The organism is Klebsiella sp. 141162 (genome assembly GCF_050600755.1).
GTDB lineage: Bacteria > Pseudomonadota > Gammaproteobacteria > Enterobacterales > Enterobacteriaceae > Klebsiella > Klebsiella aerogenes.
The window spans coordinates 250,600-265,278 of sequence record NZ_JAQIRI010000001.1; the positions used below are offsets into that span (position 1 = coordinate 250,600).

Sequence of the window (14,679 nt, forward strand, 5' to 3'; positions counted from 1 at the left end):
TATCTATACTTTTCCTCCTGTAGCGAATCCAGTGGCTGGCGTTCGCCGTGCCTGTTAAGGTTCGCTCCCTCATGATGGGTACTGCTATTTATCGCAGCTACCCTTTATAATGTGGGGTTTTTAATTTCGTGGAGGTTCGCGTGCTGTCTGTTTCCACCGCGCTGGAAAGCCTGCTGGGCTGCTTGGCTGAAGATTTCCCTCCGTCACCCGGCACGCGAATTTTTGATATCCCATTCCCGTTAAACGACGCCTTCGACCCGTTACTGTGGTGCGCACGCCAGCCGTGCTGGCCGCAATTCTACTGGCAGCAGCGTAACGGTGATGAAGAGCTGGCGGCGCTGGGGGCGGTAACCACCTTTGCCTCCTTGTCCGCGGCGCATGATTTTTTATGTGCGCAGGGGCGGGAAGATCTGCGCATCAGCGGGCTGAACGCGTTCGACCCTCATCAGGGTAATCTGTTTCTGCCGCGGCTGGAGTGGCGTCGCCTGGGCGGCAAAGCGACCTTGCGGCTGGTGATACATAGCGCGACCTCGCTGTTTGACGACGCGGTGGCCGCGCGGGCGTTTCTTCAATCATTAAATAGCGAGCAGGTGACGGCGGCATCGATGCCGTCGCTGCGAAGCGAGCTGCATGCGCCGGAATACCCGCAGTGGCGCGAGCTGATTATGCAGGCGACGCAGGCAATCGGCGCCGGCGAAATGGATAAGGTTGTGCTGGCGCGGGTCACGGATTTACGCTTTAGCGCGCCGCTGCAGGCGTTTGCCATTATGGCGGCCAGTCGGCGCAGCAATCTTAACTGTTTCCACTTCCTGATGGCCTTTAGCCCGCAGCAGGCGTTTCTCGGCTCCACGCCGGAACGGCTGTGGCGGCGACGCGGCGCGCTGCTGCGCACCGAAGCGCTGGCGGGCACCGTCGCTAACCATCATGATGACGCCCGGGCGCAGCAGTTAGCCGATTGGCTAATGAAAGACGATAAAAACCAGCGGGAGAATATGCTGGTGGTGGAGGATATCTGCCAGCGTTTGCAGGGCGAGTCGCCGACGCTTGACGTTCTGCCGCCGCAGGTCGTACGCCTGCGCAAGGTGCAGCATCTGCGGCGCTGTATCTGGAGCGAACTGGCCGAGCCCGACGATAGCCGCTGCTTGCTGCAGCTGCAGCCTACCGCGGCGGTGGCGGGGCTACCGCGCCAGGCGGCGCTGGCTTTCATCCGCCGTCATGAGCCTTTCGCCCGCGAATGGTATGCCGGCTCCGCAGGTTATCTTTCACTGGCGCAAAGCGAGTTTTGCGTGGCGCTGCGCTCGGCAAAAGTCGAGAACAACACCCTGCGGCTGTATGCCGGGGCCGGTATCGTCAGCGGATCTGACCCGCAGCAGGAGTGGCAAGAAATAGAAAATAAAGCGGCGGGACTACGAACGTTATTACTTTCAGAAACGTAGAGAGACGACGTATATCAAAACGGCGCAACTCTGCCTTATCTATACTTAGCATCAATATTTGATACCGGACAATTTCATGTCAGTAAGCGCATTTAACCGACGCTGGGCGGCGGTGATCCTTGAAGCTTTAACCCGCCACGGCGTGCAGCACATTTGCATTGCCCCAGGCTCGCGCTCGACGCCCTTAACCCTGGCGGCGGCGGAAAACCGCGCTTTTATTCATCACACTCATTTTGACGAACGTGGCCTTGGCCACCTGGCGCTGGGACTGGCGAAGGCCAGCCGCCAGCCGGTGGCGGTGATTGTCACCTCCGGAACCGCGACCGCGAATCTCTATCCGGCGCTGATTGAAGCGGGCCTGACGGGTGAAAAACTGATCCTGCTGACCGCCGACCGCCCGCCGGAGCTTATCGACTGCGGCGCCAATCAGGCCATCCGCCAACCGGGAATGTTTGCTTCTCATCCTGCGCAGACCGTTTCTTTACCGCGTCCTTCGCAGGATATTTCCGCGCGCTGGTTGGTCTCGACTATCGATCAGGCGCTGGGCGAGCTGCATGCCGGCGGGGTGCATATCAACTGCCCGTTCGCTGAGCCGCTATATGGCGATATGGACGATAGCGGGCTGGAGTGGCAACAGCAGCTCGGCAACTGGTGGCAGAGCGATAAACCCTGGTTGCGTCAGGCGCTGCAGATGGAGAGTGAGAAACAGCGCGACTGGTTCTTCTGGCGGCAAAAGCGCGGAGTAGTGGTCGCGGGCAGGATGAGCGCCGCGGAAGGTAAAAAAGTGGCTGAATGGGCGCAGACCCTCGGCTGGCCGCTGATTGGCGATGTCCTGTCGCAGACCGGGCAGCCGTTGCCGTGCGCCGACCTGTGGCTGGGCAACGGTAAAGCGGTAAGCGAACTGGCGCAGGCGCAAATCGTCGTGCAACTCGGTAGCAGTCTGACCGGCAAACGCGTGCTCCAGTGGCAGGCGACCTGCGAGCCGGATGAATACTGGCTGGTGGATAATCTGCGCGGTCGCCTCGATCCGGCGCAGCACCGCGGTCGCCGTCTGCTCTCAAGCGTTGAGCGCTGGCTCGAACTGCATCCGGCGGAGAAACGCCAGCCGTGGGCGACGGTGATCCCGCAGCTTGCCGGGCAGGCGTGGCAGGCCGCGGTCGCCAGCAACGAGCCCTTTGGCGAAGCGCAGCTGGCGCAGCGCATTCGGCGCTATTTGCCGGATCAGGGACAGCTGTTTGTTGGCAACAGTTTAGTGGTACGCCTGATAGACGCGCTGGGGCAACTGCCGGCGGGTTATCCGGTCTATAGTAATCGCGGCGCCAGCGGCATCGATGGCCTACTGGCGACAGCCGCCGGCGTGCAGCGCGCGAGCGCCCGGCCTACGCTTGCGATCGTCGGCGATCTTTCGGCGTTATACGATCTCAACTCGCTGGCCCTGCTGCGCCAGGCGTCGGCGCCGCTGGTGCTGATCGTGGTCAATAATAACGGCGGGCAGATTTTCTCTATGCTGCCGACGCCGCAGGACGAGCGCCGCCAGTTCTATTTAATGCCGCAGGACGTGGATTTCAGCCACGCGGCGGCGATGTTCGGTCTGGCTTATCACCGCCCTGATGACTGGCAGTCGCTGGATGAGGCGATGGCAGGCGCGTGGCGCCGCGCCGGGGCGACGGTGATTGAGCTGGCGGTTAACGAGACCGACGGTACGCAGACTCTCCAGCAACTGCTGGCGCAGGTAAGCCGGCTGTGACGCTCAACGCGGCGGTTGAAAGCGGCCAACCGGGTTATCCCTGGCTGGTATTCCTGCACGGCTTTTCCGGAGACCGCGACGAGTGGCGTACGGTTGGCGAAGCGTTTCCGGCCTGGCCGCGGCTGTATCTCGATCTGCCGGGACACGGCGGATCGGCGGATATCGCGGTCGATGGCTTTGCCGGGGTCAGCGAATTACTGCAGGCTACCCTAAATAGTTACAACATCCTGGATTACTGGCTGGTTGGCTACTCCCTGGGCGGCCGGGTGGCGATGAACTTCGCCTGCCAGCCGCGCGCGGGCCTGCGCGGCCTGATCGTCGAGGGCGGACATCCGGGCCTACAGGATGAAGCGTCGCGGCAGGCGCGGCGCGGCAATGATAGCGCCTGGGCGGAACGCTTTCGCCGCGAGCCGTTAGCGCAGGTCTTCGCCGACTGGTATCAGCAGCCGGTCTTCGCTTCGCTGAATGCGGCGCAGCGCGCGTCGCTGGTCGCCCTACGTCGCCACAATAACGGCGCTACGCTGGCGGCGATGCTGGAGGCGACCTCCCTTGCCCGGCAGGCCGATTTGCGCCCGTCTCTGCAGGCTCGCGATTTTCCTTTTCACTACCTGTGCGGCGAACGCGACGCGAAGTTTCGCGCTATCGCGCAAGCGCTCGCCGCCGATACCCATATCATTCACCATGCCGGACACAACGCGCACCGGGACAACCCCGCGGCGGTGATTGCCTGTCTGGCGCAGATTCTGGCAAGTTAACTGAAGGACATTCTATGATCTCTCTTGATGAAGCAATGCTCTATGCCCCCGTTGAATGGCACGATTGCTCAGAAGGCTATACCGATATTCGTTATCAAAAATCGACTGACGGGATTGCTAAAATCACCATCAATCGTCCGCAGGTGCGCAACGCCTTCCGTCCGCTGACCGTTAAAGAGATGATTCAGGCGCTGGCGGATGCCCGCTATGACGACAATATCGGCGTCATCGTGCTGACCGGTGAAGGCGATAAAGCTTTCTGCGCCGGCGGCGACCAGAAAGTCCGCGGCGACTACGGCGGCTATCAGGACGACTCCGGCGTTCACCATCTCAACGTACTCGACTTCCAGCGCCAGATCCGCACCTGCCCGAAACCGGTAGTAGCGATGGTCGCCGGTTACTCTATCGGCGGCGGCCACGTACTGCACATGATGTGCGACCTGACCATCGCGGCGGATAATGCCATCTTCGGCCAGACCGGGCCTAAAGTCGGCTCCTTTGATGGCGGCTGGGGCGCTTCCTATATGGCGCGTATCGTCGGGCAGAAAAAAGCGCGCGAAATCTGGTTCCTGTGCCGTCAGTACGACGCCCAGCAGGCGCTGGATATGGGGCTGGTGAACACCGTGGTCCCGTTGGCGGATCTGGAAAAAGAGACCGTGCGCTGGTGCCGTGAAATGCTGCAAAACAGCCCGATGGCGCTGCGTTGCCTGAAAGCGGCGCTGAACGCCGACTGCGATGGCCAGGCCGGGCTGCAGGAGCTGGCGGGTAACGCCACCATGCTGTTCTACATGACGGAAGAAGGGCAAGAAGGGCGTAACGCCTTTAACCAGAAACGTCAGCCGGACTTCAGCAAATTTAAACGGAATCCATAATGCGCGTTTCGCAGGTTTACCGCTGGCAGATACCGATGGACGCGGGCGTGGTTCTGCGCGAACGGCGGTTAAAAACCCGCGATGGGCTGTTCATCCGCCTGCAGGAGGGCGAACGCGAAGGCTGGGGGGAAATTTCTCCCCTGCCGGGATTCAGTGACGAAACGCTGGAAGAGGCGCAAATGGCGCTGCTGGCGTGGGCGCGGGCCTGGCGCGACGGCGCCGAGCCGCCGCTTCCTATGCCGCCCTCCGTTGCTTTTGGTATTAGCTGCGCGCAGGCGGAGCTTGGCGGCGAACTACCGCAGGCGGCGGATTATCGCGCGGCGCCGCTCTGTTCCGGCGACCCGGATGAACTGTTCGCCAAACTGGCGGCGATGCCCGGCGATAAAGTCGCTAAGGTGAAAGTGGGGCTGTGGGAGGCGGTACGCGACGGCATGGTGGTGAATCTGCTGCTGGAAGCGATCCCCGACCTGCAGCTGCGGCTGGATGCCAACCGGGCGTGGACGCCGGTCAAAGCGCAGCAGTTCGCCAAATATGTTAATCCGGCCTATCGCCAACGCATTGCCTTTCTCGAAGAACCGTGCAAAAGCCGCGACGATTCGCGTGAATTCAGCCAGCAGACCGGTATTGCTATCGCCTGGGATGAAAGCCTGCGCGAGGCGGATTTCCGCTTTGTCGCCGAGCCCGGCGTGCGTGCGGTGGTGATCAAACCGACGCTGACCGGCAGCTTGCAAAAGGTTCAGCAACAGGTCGCTGCGGCGCATGCGCTGGGGCTGAGCGCGGTGATTAGCTCGTCGATCGAGTCCAGCCTGGGGTTAACGCAGCTGGCGCGGATCGCCGCCTGGCTGACCCCGCAGACTATCCCCGGACTCGACACGCTGGCGCTGATGGGCGCGCAGCTGGTGCGGGCGTGGCCGGAGAGTACGCTGCCAATATTCAATGCTGATGAGCTGGAGCAACTGCTGTGATGTTTTCCGATTGGCCGTGGCGCCACTGGCGTCAGTTACGCGGCGAGTCGCAGGCGCTACGCCTGAATGACCAGGCGTTGACCTGGCGTGAGCTATGCGCGCGGATTGACGCGCTGGCGTCTGGTTTTGCCGCGCAGGGCGTCATGGAAGGTCAGGGCGTGGCGCTACGGGCCTACAACCAGCCGGAGACGCTACTCGCCTGGCTGGCGCTGCTGCAGTGCGGGGCGCGGGTGCTGCCGCTTAATCCGCAGCTGCCTATGGCATTGCTGCAGGAACTGCTGCCTGCGTTAACCGTACAGCATCAACTGGTGCTTAACGGTGATACGCTGCCGGGGAATTTACCGGCGTTAACTCTGCAGGCGGCAGAAGCCGCCCATACCGTTTGCTGGCATGGCGAACGGCTGGTGTCGATGACGTTAACCTCCGGCTCGACCGGCCTGCCAAAGGCGGCGGTGCATAGCGCCAGCGCCCATCTGGCCAGCGCCGCTGGCGTGCTGGCGCTGATGCCGTTTGCCGGGGAGGACGACTGGTTGCTGTCGCTACCATTGTTCCATGTCTCCGGGCAGGGGATCATCTGGCGTTGGCTGCTGGCTGGCGCGCGGCTGACGGTGCGCGATAGACAACCGCTGGAGCAAGCGCTGCTGGGCTGTACCCATGCTTCACTGGTACCGACTCAGCTATGGCGCCTGCTGAATGGCGATGCCGATGTTTCACTCAAGGCGGTGCTGCTTGGCGGCGCGGCGATCCCCGTCGAGCTGACCGAAAGGGCGCGAGCGCAGGGGATACGCAGCTTCTGCGGCTATGGCCTCACCGAATTCGCCTCCACGGTCTGCGCTAAAGAGGCCGACGGAGCGGCGGATGTGGGCGAGGTGCTGCCGGGAAGGGAGGTGAAAATTGTCGCCGGCGAGATCTGGCTACGGGCGGCGAGCATGGCCGCCGGCTACTGGCGGAATGGTCAACTGTTGTCATTAACCAACGATGAAGGCTGGTTTGCGACGCGCGATCGCGGGGAGTTACGTGCCGGTCGACTGTCGGTTATTGGGCGACTGGATAATCTCTTTTTTAGCGGCGGCGAAGGCATTCAGCCGGAGGAGGTTGAGCGCGTGATACTCGCCCATCCGCAGGTTCAGCAGGTGTTTATTGTGCCGCAGGATGATGTCGAATATGGCCAGCGCCCGGTGGCGGTGGTTGAATGCGAGGATGGCTGCGAAATGACCACCCTGGCGGCATGGAGTGCTGAACGGTTAGCGCGTTTCCAGCAGCCGATACAGTGGCTACGGCTGCCGGAAACGTTAAAGAACGGCGGGATTAAGATTTCGCGCCGGGCTCTGCGCGAATGGGTCAATTCGCCGGTTTAGCCGATATTGGCCTCGGCGCGGCGCTGGCGCTGTTTACGTCTCAGACGCAGCAGCGGCGGTACCACCAGCACGGCGACAGCCAGCATCAGCAGCGTTTTGGTTACGCCGCTTTCCCAGAGAATAGCCAGATTACCGTTGCTGATTGACAGCGCGCGGCGCAGGTTCTGCTCCAGCATCTCGCCCAATACAAAACCGAGGATCAGCGGCGACATCGGGAAGTGCATTTTACGCATGATGTAGCCGAGCACGCCGAGGCCAACCATCAGCAACAGGTCAAAGGTGGTGCTGTGAACCGCATAGACGCCAACGGCGGAAACGGCGGCGATGGCGGGTACCAGGAACCATAGCGGGATCGTCAGCATGCGGGTGAACAGGCCAATCAGCGGAATGTTCATAATAAGCAGCATCACGTTGGCGATAAGCAGCGCGGCGATGAGCCCCCAGACGATATCCGGCTGTTCGGTGAACATCGCCGGGCCGGGCGTAATGTTATACAGCGTCAATGCGCCCATCATGACCGCGGTGGTGCCGGAGCCAGGCACGCCAAGCGTCAGCATCGGAATAAACGAACCGCAGGCGGAGGCGTTATTCGCGGCTTCCGGCGCCGCCACGCCGCGAATATCCCCCTTGCCGAAGTTATCGCTATTACCACTGATTTTTTTCTCCGTCATATAGGTGATGGCGCTGGCGATGGTCGCCCCGGCGCCGGGTAGAATACCAACGAAGAAACCCACCACGGAAGAGCGTAGGGTCGCGCCGACGCACTGCGCGGCCTCTTTGGTGTTAAACAGCATGCGCCCGGTTTTACGCACCAGCGTTTGCCCGCCGCTGGTGCTCTCCAGCATCAACAGAATCTCCGAAACGGAGAACAGACCGATAACCACCACAATAAATTGCACGCCATCGGAGAGATGGACGCTGTCGAAGGTGAAGCGGTAAACCCCGGTGTTGGCATCGACGCCGACCGTCGCCAGGCCCAAACCGATTAACGCCGCGAGGAACGATTTCAGTGGGTTTTGCGCCATCATGCTGCCGAGGCAGGCGATGGCAAACACCATCAGCGCGAAATATTCCGCCGGGCCGAACGCCAGCGACCACTGGGCGAGGAGCGGCGCGAACAGAATAATACCGCCGATCGCAATCAGCGAACCGAAGAAAGAGCTGACGGCGGAAATCGACAGCGCGACGCCGCCGCGCCCTTGCTGCGCCATGGGATAGCCATCAAGCGCCGTCATGATGGCGGCGGCATCGCCGGGCACGTTCAGCAGGATAGACGAAATACGCCCGCCATATTCGCAACCGATATAGACCGTCGCCAACAGGATCAGCGCCGATTCCGCGGGCAGGTGCAGGGCAAAGGCCAGCGGCAGCAGAATGGCGACGCCGTTAATCGGCCCGAGGCCGGGCAGCAGCCCGACGATGGTTCCGACAAAGCAGCCGATGAGGGCGATAAGCAGATTTTCCGGCGTCATGGCGACGGCGAAACCCTGCGACAGATAGATCCAGGTATCCATAAGCTTCTCCGTTAATTTAACCAGACGCCAAGCGGCAGAGTCACATCAAGTAAGGTATCAAAGGCGTACCATAACGAGACGCCCATCACCACGCCGGCAATACCTGCCGCCGGTAGCGTGGCGCCGAACAGCAGGCCGATCACCGCCGTCAGCAGTGCGGTCGCCAGCGGAAAGCCCAGCCATTCAAATCCCCAGGCATAGACCACCAGCACCACGACCATGGTTAACAGCCGTTGCAGGACATGTCGTCCCGGCCACTCGATAGCGTCCGGGCGACGCAGCAGCATCAGCGCTGAACACAGCAGCATCAGGCCGATAATGCCCAACGGGAAAGGGCGCGGGCCGACGGGTTCATACGAGTATTCGCTGTGGATCTGCCAGGCGATAAACAGGCCGCCAATGCATAACAACAGCCAGACTCCGGCAAAGATACGATCGCTCATAAGCGCCTCCGCGGATTATTTAGCCAGGCCAAAGGCTTTCGCCTGTTCGCGATAATCGCTGACCTGCTGTTTTACATAGGTATCGAGCTCCTTGCCGTTCATGTTGAATTCAAACAGGCCACGCAGTTCACGTTGCTTTTTGAACTCATCGGTTTGCTGCAGTTTAGTGAATTCATCAACCCACCACTGGTAGTCGGCATCGCTTACCTTCGGGCCCATAAAGAAGCCGCGAATAATCGGCCAGACCAGGTCATAGCCCTGCTCTTTAGCGGTAGGGACATCGGCCAGCGCGCCCGGCAGACGTTCGTTGGAGAAGACCGCAAGGACTCGGATCTTATTTCCCTGCAGGTATGGCACCATTTCACTCAGATCGCCGGAGACCGCCTGCACATGGTTGCCGAGCAGCGCGGTTACCGGCTCGCCGCCGCCCTCAAAGGCGACGTAGCGCATCTTGTGCGGGTCAACATTGGCTTTTTGCGCCAGCAGCGCCGCTTTCATCCAATCCTGGCTGCCGATGGAGGCCCCGGCGCCAATGACGATAGTGGCGGGATTTTTCTCCATCGCGGTCATGAATGACTTCAGGTCTTTCCATGGTGAATCGGCGCGTACGGCAATCATGCCGTAGTCGGTACCGACGCTGGCCAGCCAGCGCACGTCATCAACGCCGTAGCGGCCGAATTTCCCCTGCGACAAATTCAGCAGCGAGCCGCCGGAAAAGGCGACCACGGTTCCGGCTTCTGCCGGGCGCTGGGCGACGATGGCGTTATAGGCCACCGCGCCGACGCCGCCGGGCATATAGGTGACGCGCATCGGTTTTTCGATCGCGCCGGTTTCCATCAGGCTCACCTGAATCAGCTTACAGGTGAGGTCGAAGCCGCCGCCGGGCTTGGCGGGCGCGATACATTCGGTGCGGGACGGGGCTTGCGCCGCGAAAGCGGTGGTTGTACAGAGGCACAGCGCGATGGCGCTAAGATGGCGGAAAAATGGCGTTTTCATAGGCTTCCTCAGTAGGTACAGGGAATGTTTTTCTGATTATGTGAACCGACATGTGGCGATTCGGTTGCGTGATTGTTAAAACAGTTACCTTTCATTTCCCTTTCAATGCGGCAGCAACTTTACAGGATGTGATATGCGTCTCTTATTAGCCGAGGATAATCGTGAGCTGGCTCACTGGCTGGAAAAAGCGTTGGTGCAGGGCGGTTTTGCCGTGGATTGCGTTTTTGATGGCCGGGCGGCTGATCACCTGCTGCAAAGCGAAAAATATGCGCTGGCGGTGCTGGATATCGGTATGCCGGGCTTAGATGGCCTCGAGGTGGTACAGCGGTTGCGTAAGCGTGGACAAACGCTGCCGGTGTTGCTGCTGACCGCGCGCAGCGCGGTAGCGGATCGGGTGAAAGGGCTGAACGTCGGCGCCGACGATTACTTGCCTAAACCTTTTGAGCTGGAGGAGCTCGACGCCCGGCTGCGGGCGCTGCTGCGACGCAGCGAAGGGCAGGTCCATGAGGTGCAGCAGCTTGGCGATCTGGAATATCGCGATGAAGGCTATTTTCTGCTGCGCGGTGAGATGTTGCCCCTGACGCCGCGCGAGCTGGCGCTGTTGAAAGTGCTGATGTTTCGCCGTACCCGTCCGGTTTCCCGCCAGCAGCTGTTTGAACAGGTGTTTAGCCTCAGCGACGACGTCAGTCCGGAAAGCATCGAACTTTACATTCACCGCCTGCGCAAGAAGCTCCAGCAGAGTAACGTGCGTATCACTACGCTACGCGGGCTGGGTTATCTGCTGGAGTGTGAGCCGCATGAGCTGGGGTAAACCGCAATCGCTGTATGCCCAACTGCTGCTGTTTCTTGGCCTGCCGCTGGCGCTGTTGTGGGGGTTATCGGCATTCAATAGCTACGTGAGCGCGCTGCAGGCGGCGACGCAGGCCTACGATCGTACGCTGCTCTCCTCGGCGCGCACCGTGGCGGAGCGGCTGGTAGTGCGCGGCGGCCATCTGGAGGTCAATGTGCCCTGGGTGGTGCTGGACAGCTTTGAACTCAACATGAACGACCGGCTGTATTACAAGGTGGTCGACCCGCAGGGGAAAGTGATTTCCGGCTTTGACGATCTGCCGGCAATGCCGCCGGCCACTTCACGAACTCAACTTTATCCGGCGCTGGCATGGTTTTATCATACCGAATACCGCGGTCAGGCCATCCGCGTGGCGCGCCTGCTGCAGCCGGTCAATGAAGGCGGTATCGTTGGTATGGCGGAGATTTATATTGCCGAAACGCTGCAGTCGCGGCGCTGGCTGGCCGGGCAACTGCTGTTTTCATCCTGGGTGTCGCAGGGCTTATTAGTGCTGCTGACGTTGGTACTGGCGGGGTGGCTACTGCGCCGCGTTCTGCGGCCAATGCGTCAGCTCTCGGCGCTGATGGTGCGCCGTGAACCCGGCCTGCTGACGCCGCTACCGGAATTGTTGCCGTGGTCGGAAACGCGGCTGCTGATCGTGGCTTTTAACCGCTATATCGACCGCCTGCGGGTGATGATCTCCCGGCAGGAACGCTTTAGCGCCGATGCTTCACATCAGTTGAAAACGCCGCTGGCGGTCCTGAAAACCCAGGCTTCGGTGGCGCTGGCCAGCGACGATCCGCGGCTGTGGCGTGAGAGTTTGCAGGCCATGCGCGCGACGCTGGATGATACGATTTTACTCACCGAACGTTTGTTGCAACTGGCGACGGTGAAACGCCGGGAGCAGGGCGAGCAGGCGTTTGCCGCGGTCGATCTGCAGGAGGTCGTGCACCATAGCTGTTTTTCGCGTATTGCTCAGGCGCGCAGTAAAAACATCGATCTGGGTTATGAGGGCGAACAGTCGCCGGTGTACGTTTTGGGTGATGGCGTTTTGTTGGGCGAACTGTGCGCCAACCTGCTCGACAATGCGATTCGCTACACCCCGGAACGCGGAACGGTGACGCTGAGCCTGCATCGCGATGGCGAAGCCGTCACGCTGAGCGTGGAGGATAGCGGCCCGGGCATCGAGGAAAACCTGATTCACCAGGCGCTGACGCCGTTTCGACGGCTGGAGAATGGCGGCGGCCTACCCGGCGCCGGGCTGGGCCTGGCGCTGGTAAACGATATCGCGCGTCTGCATCGTAGCCGGCCGCAACTGTCGCGCAGCGAAAGCCTGGGAGGATTAAAGGTGACGCTGCGTCTGCTGACCGTGGCTTAAAGCAGCCCTTTCTGGCTGAGGGTGAGGCGGGTCGCGGCATTAAGATCGTAATGTTGCAGGTCTTCGCCCTTCACCCAGGCGTAATCGTCGAATTCCTCGTTGATCGTGACCTCGCGGTTGGCGCTTATGCAATCGAAAATCAAATAGATCATGTAGATCTCTTCCTGGCGACCATCGGCATAAGTTTTCACGCGGGTATCATCGCGGAAGCTCCATGGCGTGATGTGGGTCAACTGTAGTTTTTCGCCAAGCTCCTCGCGGACTTCACGTCGCAGCGCCTCTTCAATACTTTCCCCCGGTTCCACGCCGCCGCCGGAAAGCGCCCACTGTCCGGGAAAAACCCCGCGGTCGGCAGCCATCTTGCACAACAGATAATGGCCATCATTTTGGATGAGCGGGCAAACAATCGTCCTTTGACGCATGATTTTTCTCCTTCGCAGTGAGTCGGGCCGGGTATCGAGGAAACAGTTTGCGAGGCGCCTCGGCAAACCGCAAGGGAAATACGGCGCTGGCTCTACAGAGTGCTAAGTTAAGCGAAATTATCTTATGGAGAGCCACCATGGAAAGGACCACCCATTCCCCACATGACGCCGTGTTTAAACACCTGCTGTCGCATCGGGCGACGGCGCGGGATTTTCTGGACATTCACCTTCCTGAACATTTGCGAGAATTATGCAATCTGCAAACGCTGCAGTTGGAATCCGGAAGTTTTATCGATGAAGACCTGCGCGCCAGCCATTCCGATATTCTTTACTCGCTGCAAACTCAGGCGGGAGACGGATATATCTATCTGCTTATCGAACATCAAAGCTCTGTGGACCGTCATATGGCATTTCGCCTGATGCGTTATGCGATAGCAGCGATGCAGCGGCATCTGGATAAAGGGCATACACAACTGCCATTGGTGATCCCGCTGCTTTTTTATCATGGGCAAGTCTCGCCCTGGCCGTATCCCATGTGCTGGCTGGAAGGATTTGCTCATCCGCAAACCGCGCGGCAGGTATACAATCAGGATTTTCACTTAATCGATATCACGGTGCTTCCTGACGATACAATAATGCAGCACCGACGGGTCGCGATGCTTGAGTTGCTGCAAAAGCATATCCGGCAACGCGATATGATGGAACTGCAGGAGCAACTAGCCAGCCTGTTGGCGCTGGGATACACTAGCCGCAGACAGCTCAGGACGCTGCTTCACTATTTATTGCAGGCAGGAAATGCCGCCGATCCGGTCGCCTTTTTACGTAATCTTGCGCAAAATGTCCCCAGACGGCCGCATAAGGAGACGCTAATGAACATTGCCCAGTTTCTGGAACAACGCGGCCATCAGCAGGGCCATCAGCAGGGCCTTGAGCAGGGCCTGCAGCAAGGCCTTGAACAGGGAGAACAATTGGCTACGCAACGTATTGCCCAGGCGATGCTGGAAAACGGGCTTGACCTGGCGCTGGTGGCGAAGCTGACGGGGCTTGCGCCGGAGCGTCTGGCCCTGCTCGCCCATTAATTTTTCTGCTTCTTTCAAACGGCCTGCGCGACGCTGATTGCGCAGGTTAATATATATTTATTTAATCAATACAACCTAATTAAATATAATTACGCTGAATTTGAATTCGGTGGAATTTACTTTCTTTCGCAAATGCGCGTCAGTATTGATGTAAAAAGACGCAACTGGTTACACTCTTGTGAAAAATCATTTCGCCAGGTCATTGATTCCTGACGGGTGCGCAGTAGAATTTTCTGGTTTTTTCGGGACTTCTTTGATTCTTCTTTTCTGGATAGAGTAAATAATGAAAAAGAGCATTTTTATGGCCCTGGCCGGGGTAATGATGGTTTCCTCGGCGGCCCATGCTATTAGCGTTACCGGCGAAGCCGGCGAGCACTATACCAACCTCGGCGTTGGCTTCGGCACCGAATCCACCGGCCTGGCAATTTCCGGCAACTGGTTGCATAGCGATAACGACGGCGACGCCGCGGGCCTGGGTCTGGGTCTGAATATTCCGCTGGGACCATTCCTGGCGACCGTAGGTGGCAAAGGTATCTACACCAATCCGAAGCAGGGCGATGAAGGTTACGCGGCGGCGGTCGGCGGCGGCCTGCAGTGGAAAATCGGCGATAGCTTCCGTCTGTACGGCGACTATTACTACTCGCCTGATTCACTCTCCAGCGGCATCGATAGCTATGAAGAAGCTAACGTCGGCGCCAGCTGGACCATTATGCGTCCGCTTAGCATCCAGGCAGGCTATCGCTATCTGAACCTGGCGGGTAAAGACGGCAACCGTGATAACACTATCGCCGACGGTCCGTACATCGGCGCCAGCGCCAGCTTCTAATCCTCCGGCGCGGCCTGCCGCCGCGCCAAATTTCTTCGTCGCCAGCCCGCGCCTTTGCG

14 protein-coding genes are annotated in these 14,679 nt (G+C 59.8%); 10 read left to right on the plus strand and 4 right to left on the minus strand.

The window, feature by feature from the left end; translation table 11 throughout:
• Positions 1-140: 140 nt before the first annotated feature.
• From menF to menE, 6 genes are all read left to right on the plus strand, one after another.
• Positions 141-1,436, plus strand: a complete 1,296-nt coding sequence (gene menF / locus PGR23_RS01185; protein ID WP_063414600.1) for an isochorismate synthase MenF — start codon at positions 141-143, stop codon at positions 1,434-1,436.
• Between the two features lie 76 nt (positions 1,437-1,512).
• Positions 1,513-3,183 carry a 2-succinyl-5-enolpyruvyl-6-hydroxy-3-cyclohexene-1-carboxylic-acid synthase gene (gene menD, locus PGR23_RS01190; RefSeq protein ID WP_045391450.1) on the plus strand — a complete coding sequence of 557 codons (1,671 nt, stop codon included), beginning with the start codon at positions 1,513-1,515 and terminating at the stop codon, positions 3,181-3,183.
• The gene (gene menH, locus PGR23_RS01195) at positions 3,180-3,938 is read left to right on the plus strand and encodes a 2-succinyl-6-hydroxy-2,4-cyclohexadiene-1-carboxylate synthase (RefSeq protein ID WP_047043273.1); all 759 of its coding nucleotides are present in this window, start codon (positions 3,180-3,182) and stop codon (positions 3,936-3,938) included. The genes menD and menH overlap by 4 nt, the downstream gene beginning before the upstream one ends.
• A gap of 14 nt (positions 3,939-3,952) precedes the next feature.
• Complete coding sequence (menB, locus tag PGR23_RS01200; protein ID WP_015365600.1) at positions 3,953-4,810, plus strand: 1,4-dihydroxy-2-naphthoyl-CoA synthase; 858 nt, start codon at positions 3,953-3,955, stop codon at positions 4,808-4,810.
• Positions 4,810-5,775: an o-succinylbenzoate synthase gene (gene menC, locus PGR23_RS01205; RefSeq protein ID WP_396279511.1), complete on the plus strand. Its 966-nt coding sequence runs from the start codon at positions 4,810-4,812 to the stop codon at positions 5,773-5,775. Before menB ends, menC begins: the two co-directional genes overlap by 1 nt.
• Positions 5,772-7,133: an o-succinylbenzoate--CoA ligase gene (gene menE, locus PGR23_RS01210; RefSeq protein WP_396279512.1), complete on the plus strand. Its 1,362-nt coding sequence runs from the start codon at positions 5,772-5,774 to the stop codon at positions 7,131-7,133. The genes menC and menE overlap by 4 nt, the downstream gene beginning before the upstream one ends.
• Here menE and PGR23_RS01215 read toward each other — a convergent pair.
• The 3 genes from PGR23_RS01215 to PGR23_RS01225 are packed head-to-tail and all read right to left on the minus strand — an operon-like array spanning position 7,130 to position 10,086.
• Positions 7,130-8,647, minus strand: a complete 1,518-nt coding sequence (locus PGR23_RS01215) for a tripartite tricarboxylate transporter permease (protein WP_015365603.1) — start codon at positions 8,645-8,647, stop codon at positions 7,130-7,132. The genes menE and PGR23_RS01215 overlap by 4 nt on opposite strands.
• 11 nt (positions 8,648-8,658) lie before the next feature.
• Positions 8,659-9,090: a tripartite tricarboxylate transporter TctB family protein gene (locus PGR23_RS01220; protein ID WP_015365604.1), complete on the minus strand. Its 432-nt coding sequence runs from the start codon at positions 9,088-9,090 to the stop codon at positions 8,659-8,661.
• Positions 9,091-9,105: 15 nt separating this feature from the next.
• A complete protein-coding gene (locus PGR23_RS01225) occupies positions 9,106-10,086 on the minus strand; it encodes a Bug family tripartite tricarboxylate transporter substrate binding protein (protein WP_045359580.1) in 981 nt (326 codons plus the stop codon).
• Between the two features lie 133 nt (positions 10,087-10,219).
• Between PGR23_RS01225 and tctD the strand changes: the two genes are divergently transcribed.
• Both tctD and PGR23_RS01235 read left to right on the plus strand, forming a co-directional pair.
• The gene (gene tctD, locus PGR23_RS01230; RefSeq protein ID WP_045391436.1) at positions 10,220-10,897 is read left to right on the plus strand and encodes a transcriptional regulator TctD; all 678 of its coding nucleotides are present in this window, start codon (positions 10,220-10,222) and stop codon (positions 10,895-10,897) included.
• Positions 10,884-12,293, plus strand: coding sequence for a sensor histidine kinase (locus PGR23_RS01235; protein ID WP_045391433.1), 1,410 nt, complete (start codon positions 10,884-10,886; stop codon positions 12,291-12,293). The genes tctD and PGR23_RS01235 overlap by 14 nt, the downstream gene beginning before the upstream one ends.
• Here PGR23_RS01235 and nudI read toward each other — a convergent pair.
• On the minus strand, positions 12,290-12,715 hold the full coding sequence (gene nudI / locus PGR23_RS01240) for a nucleoside triphosphatase NudI (RefSeq protein ID WP_047078301.1): 426 nt from the start codon (positions 12,713-12,715) through the stop codon (positions 12,290-12,292). The genes PGR23_RS01235 and nudI overlap by 4 nt on opposite strands.
• 137 nt (positions 12,716-12,852) lie before the next feature.
• Here nudI and PGR23_RS01245 point away from each other — a divergent pair, with 137 nt between their 5' ends.
• Complete coding sequence (locus PGR23_RS01245; protein ID WP_396279513.1) at positions 12,853-13,794, plus strand: Rpn family recombination-promoting nuclease/putative transposase; 942 nt, start codon at positions 12,853-12,855, stop codon at positions 13,792-13,794.
• 283 nt (positions 13,795-14,077) lie between these two features.
• The gene (locus PGR23_RS01250) at positions 14,078-14,620 is read left to right on the plus strand and encodes a YfaZ family outer membrane protein (protein WP_015365610.1); all 543 of its coding nucleotides are present in this window, start codon (positions 14,078-14,080) and stop codon (positions 14,618-14,620) included.
• Positions 14,621-14,679: the final 59 nt, after the last annotated feature.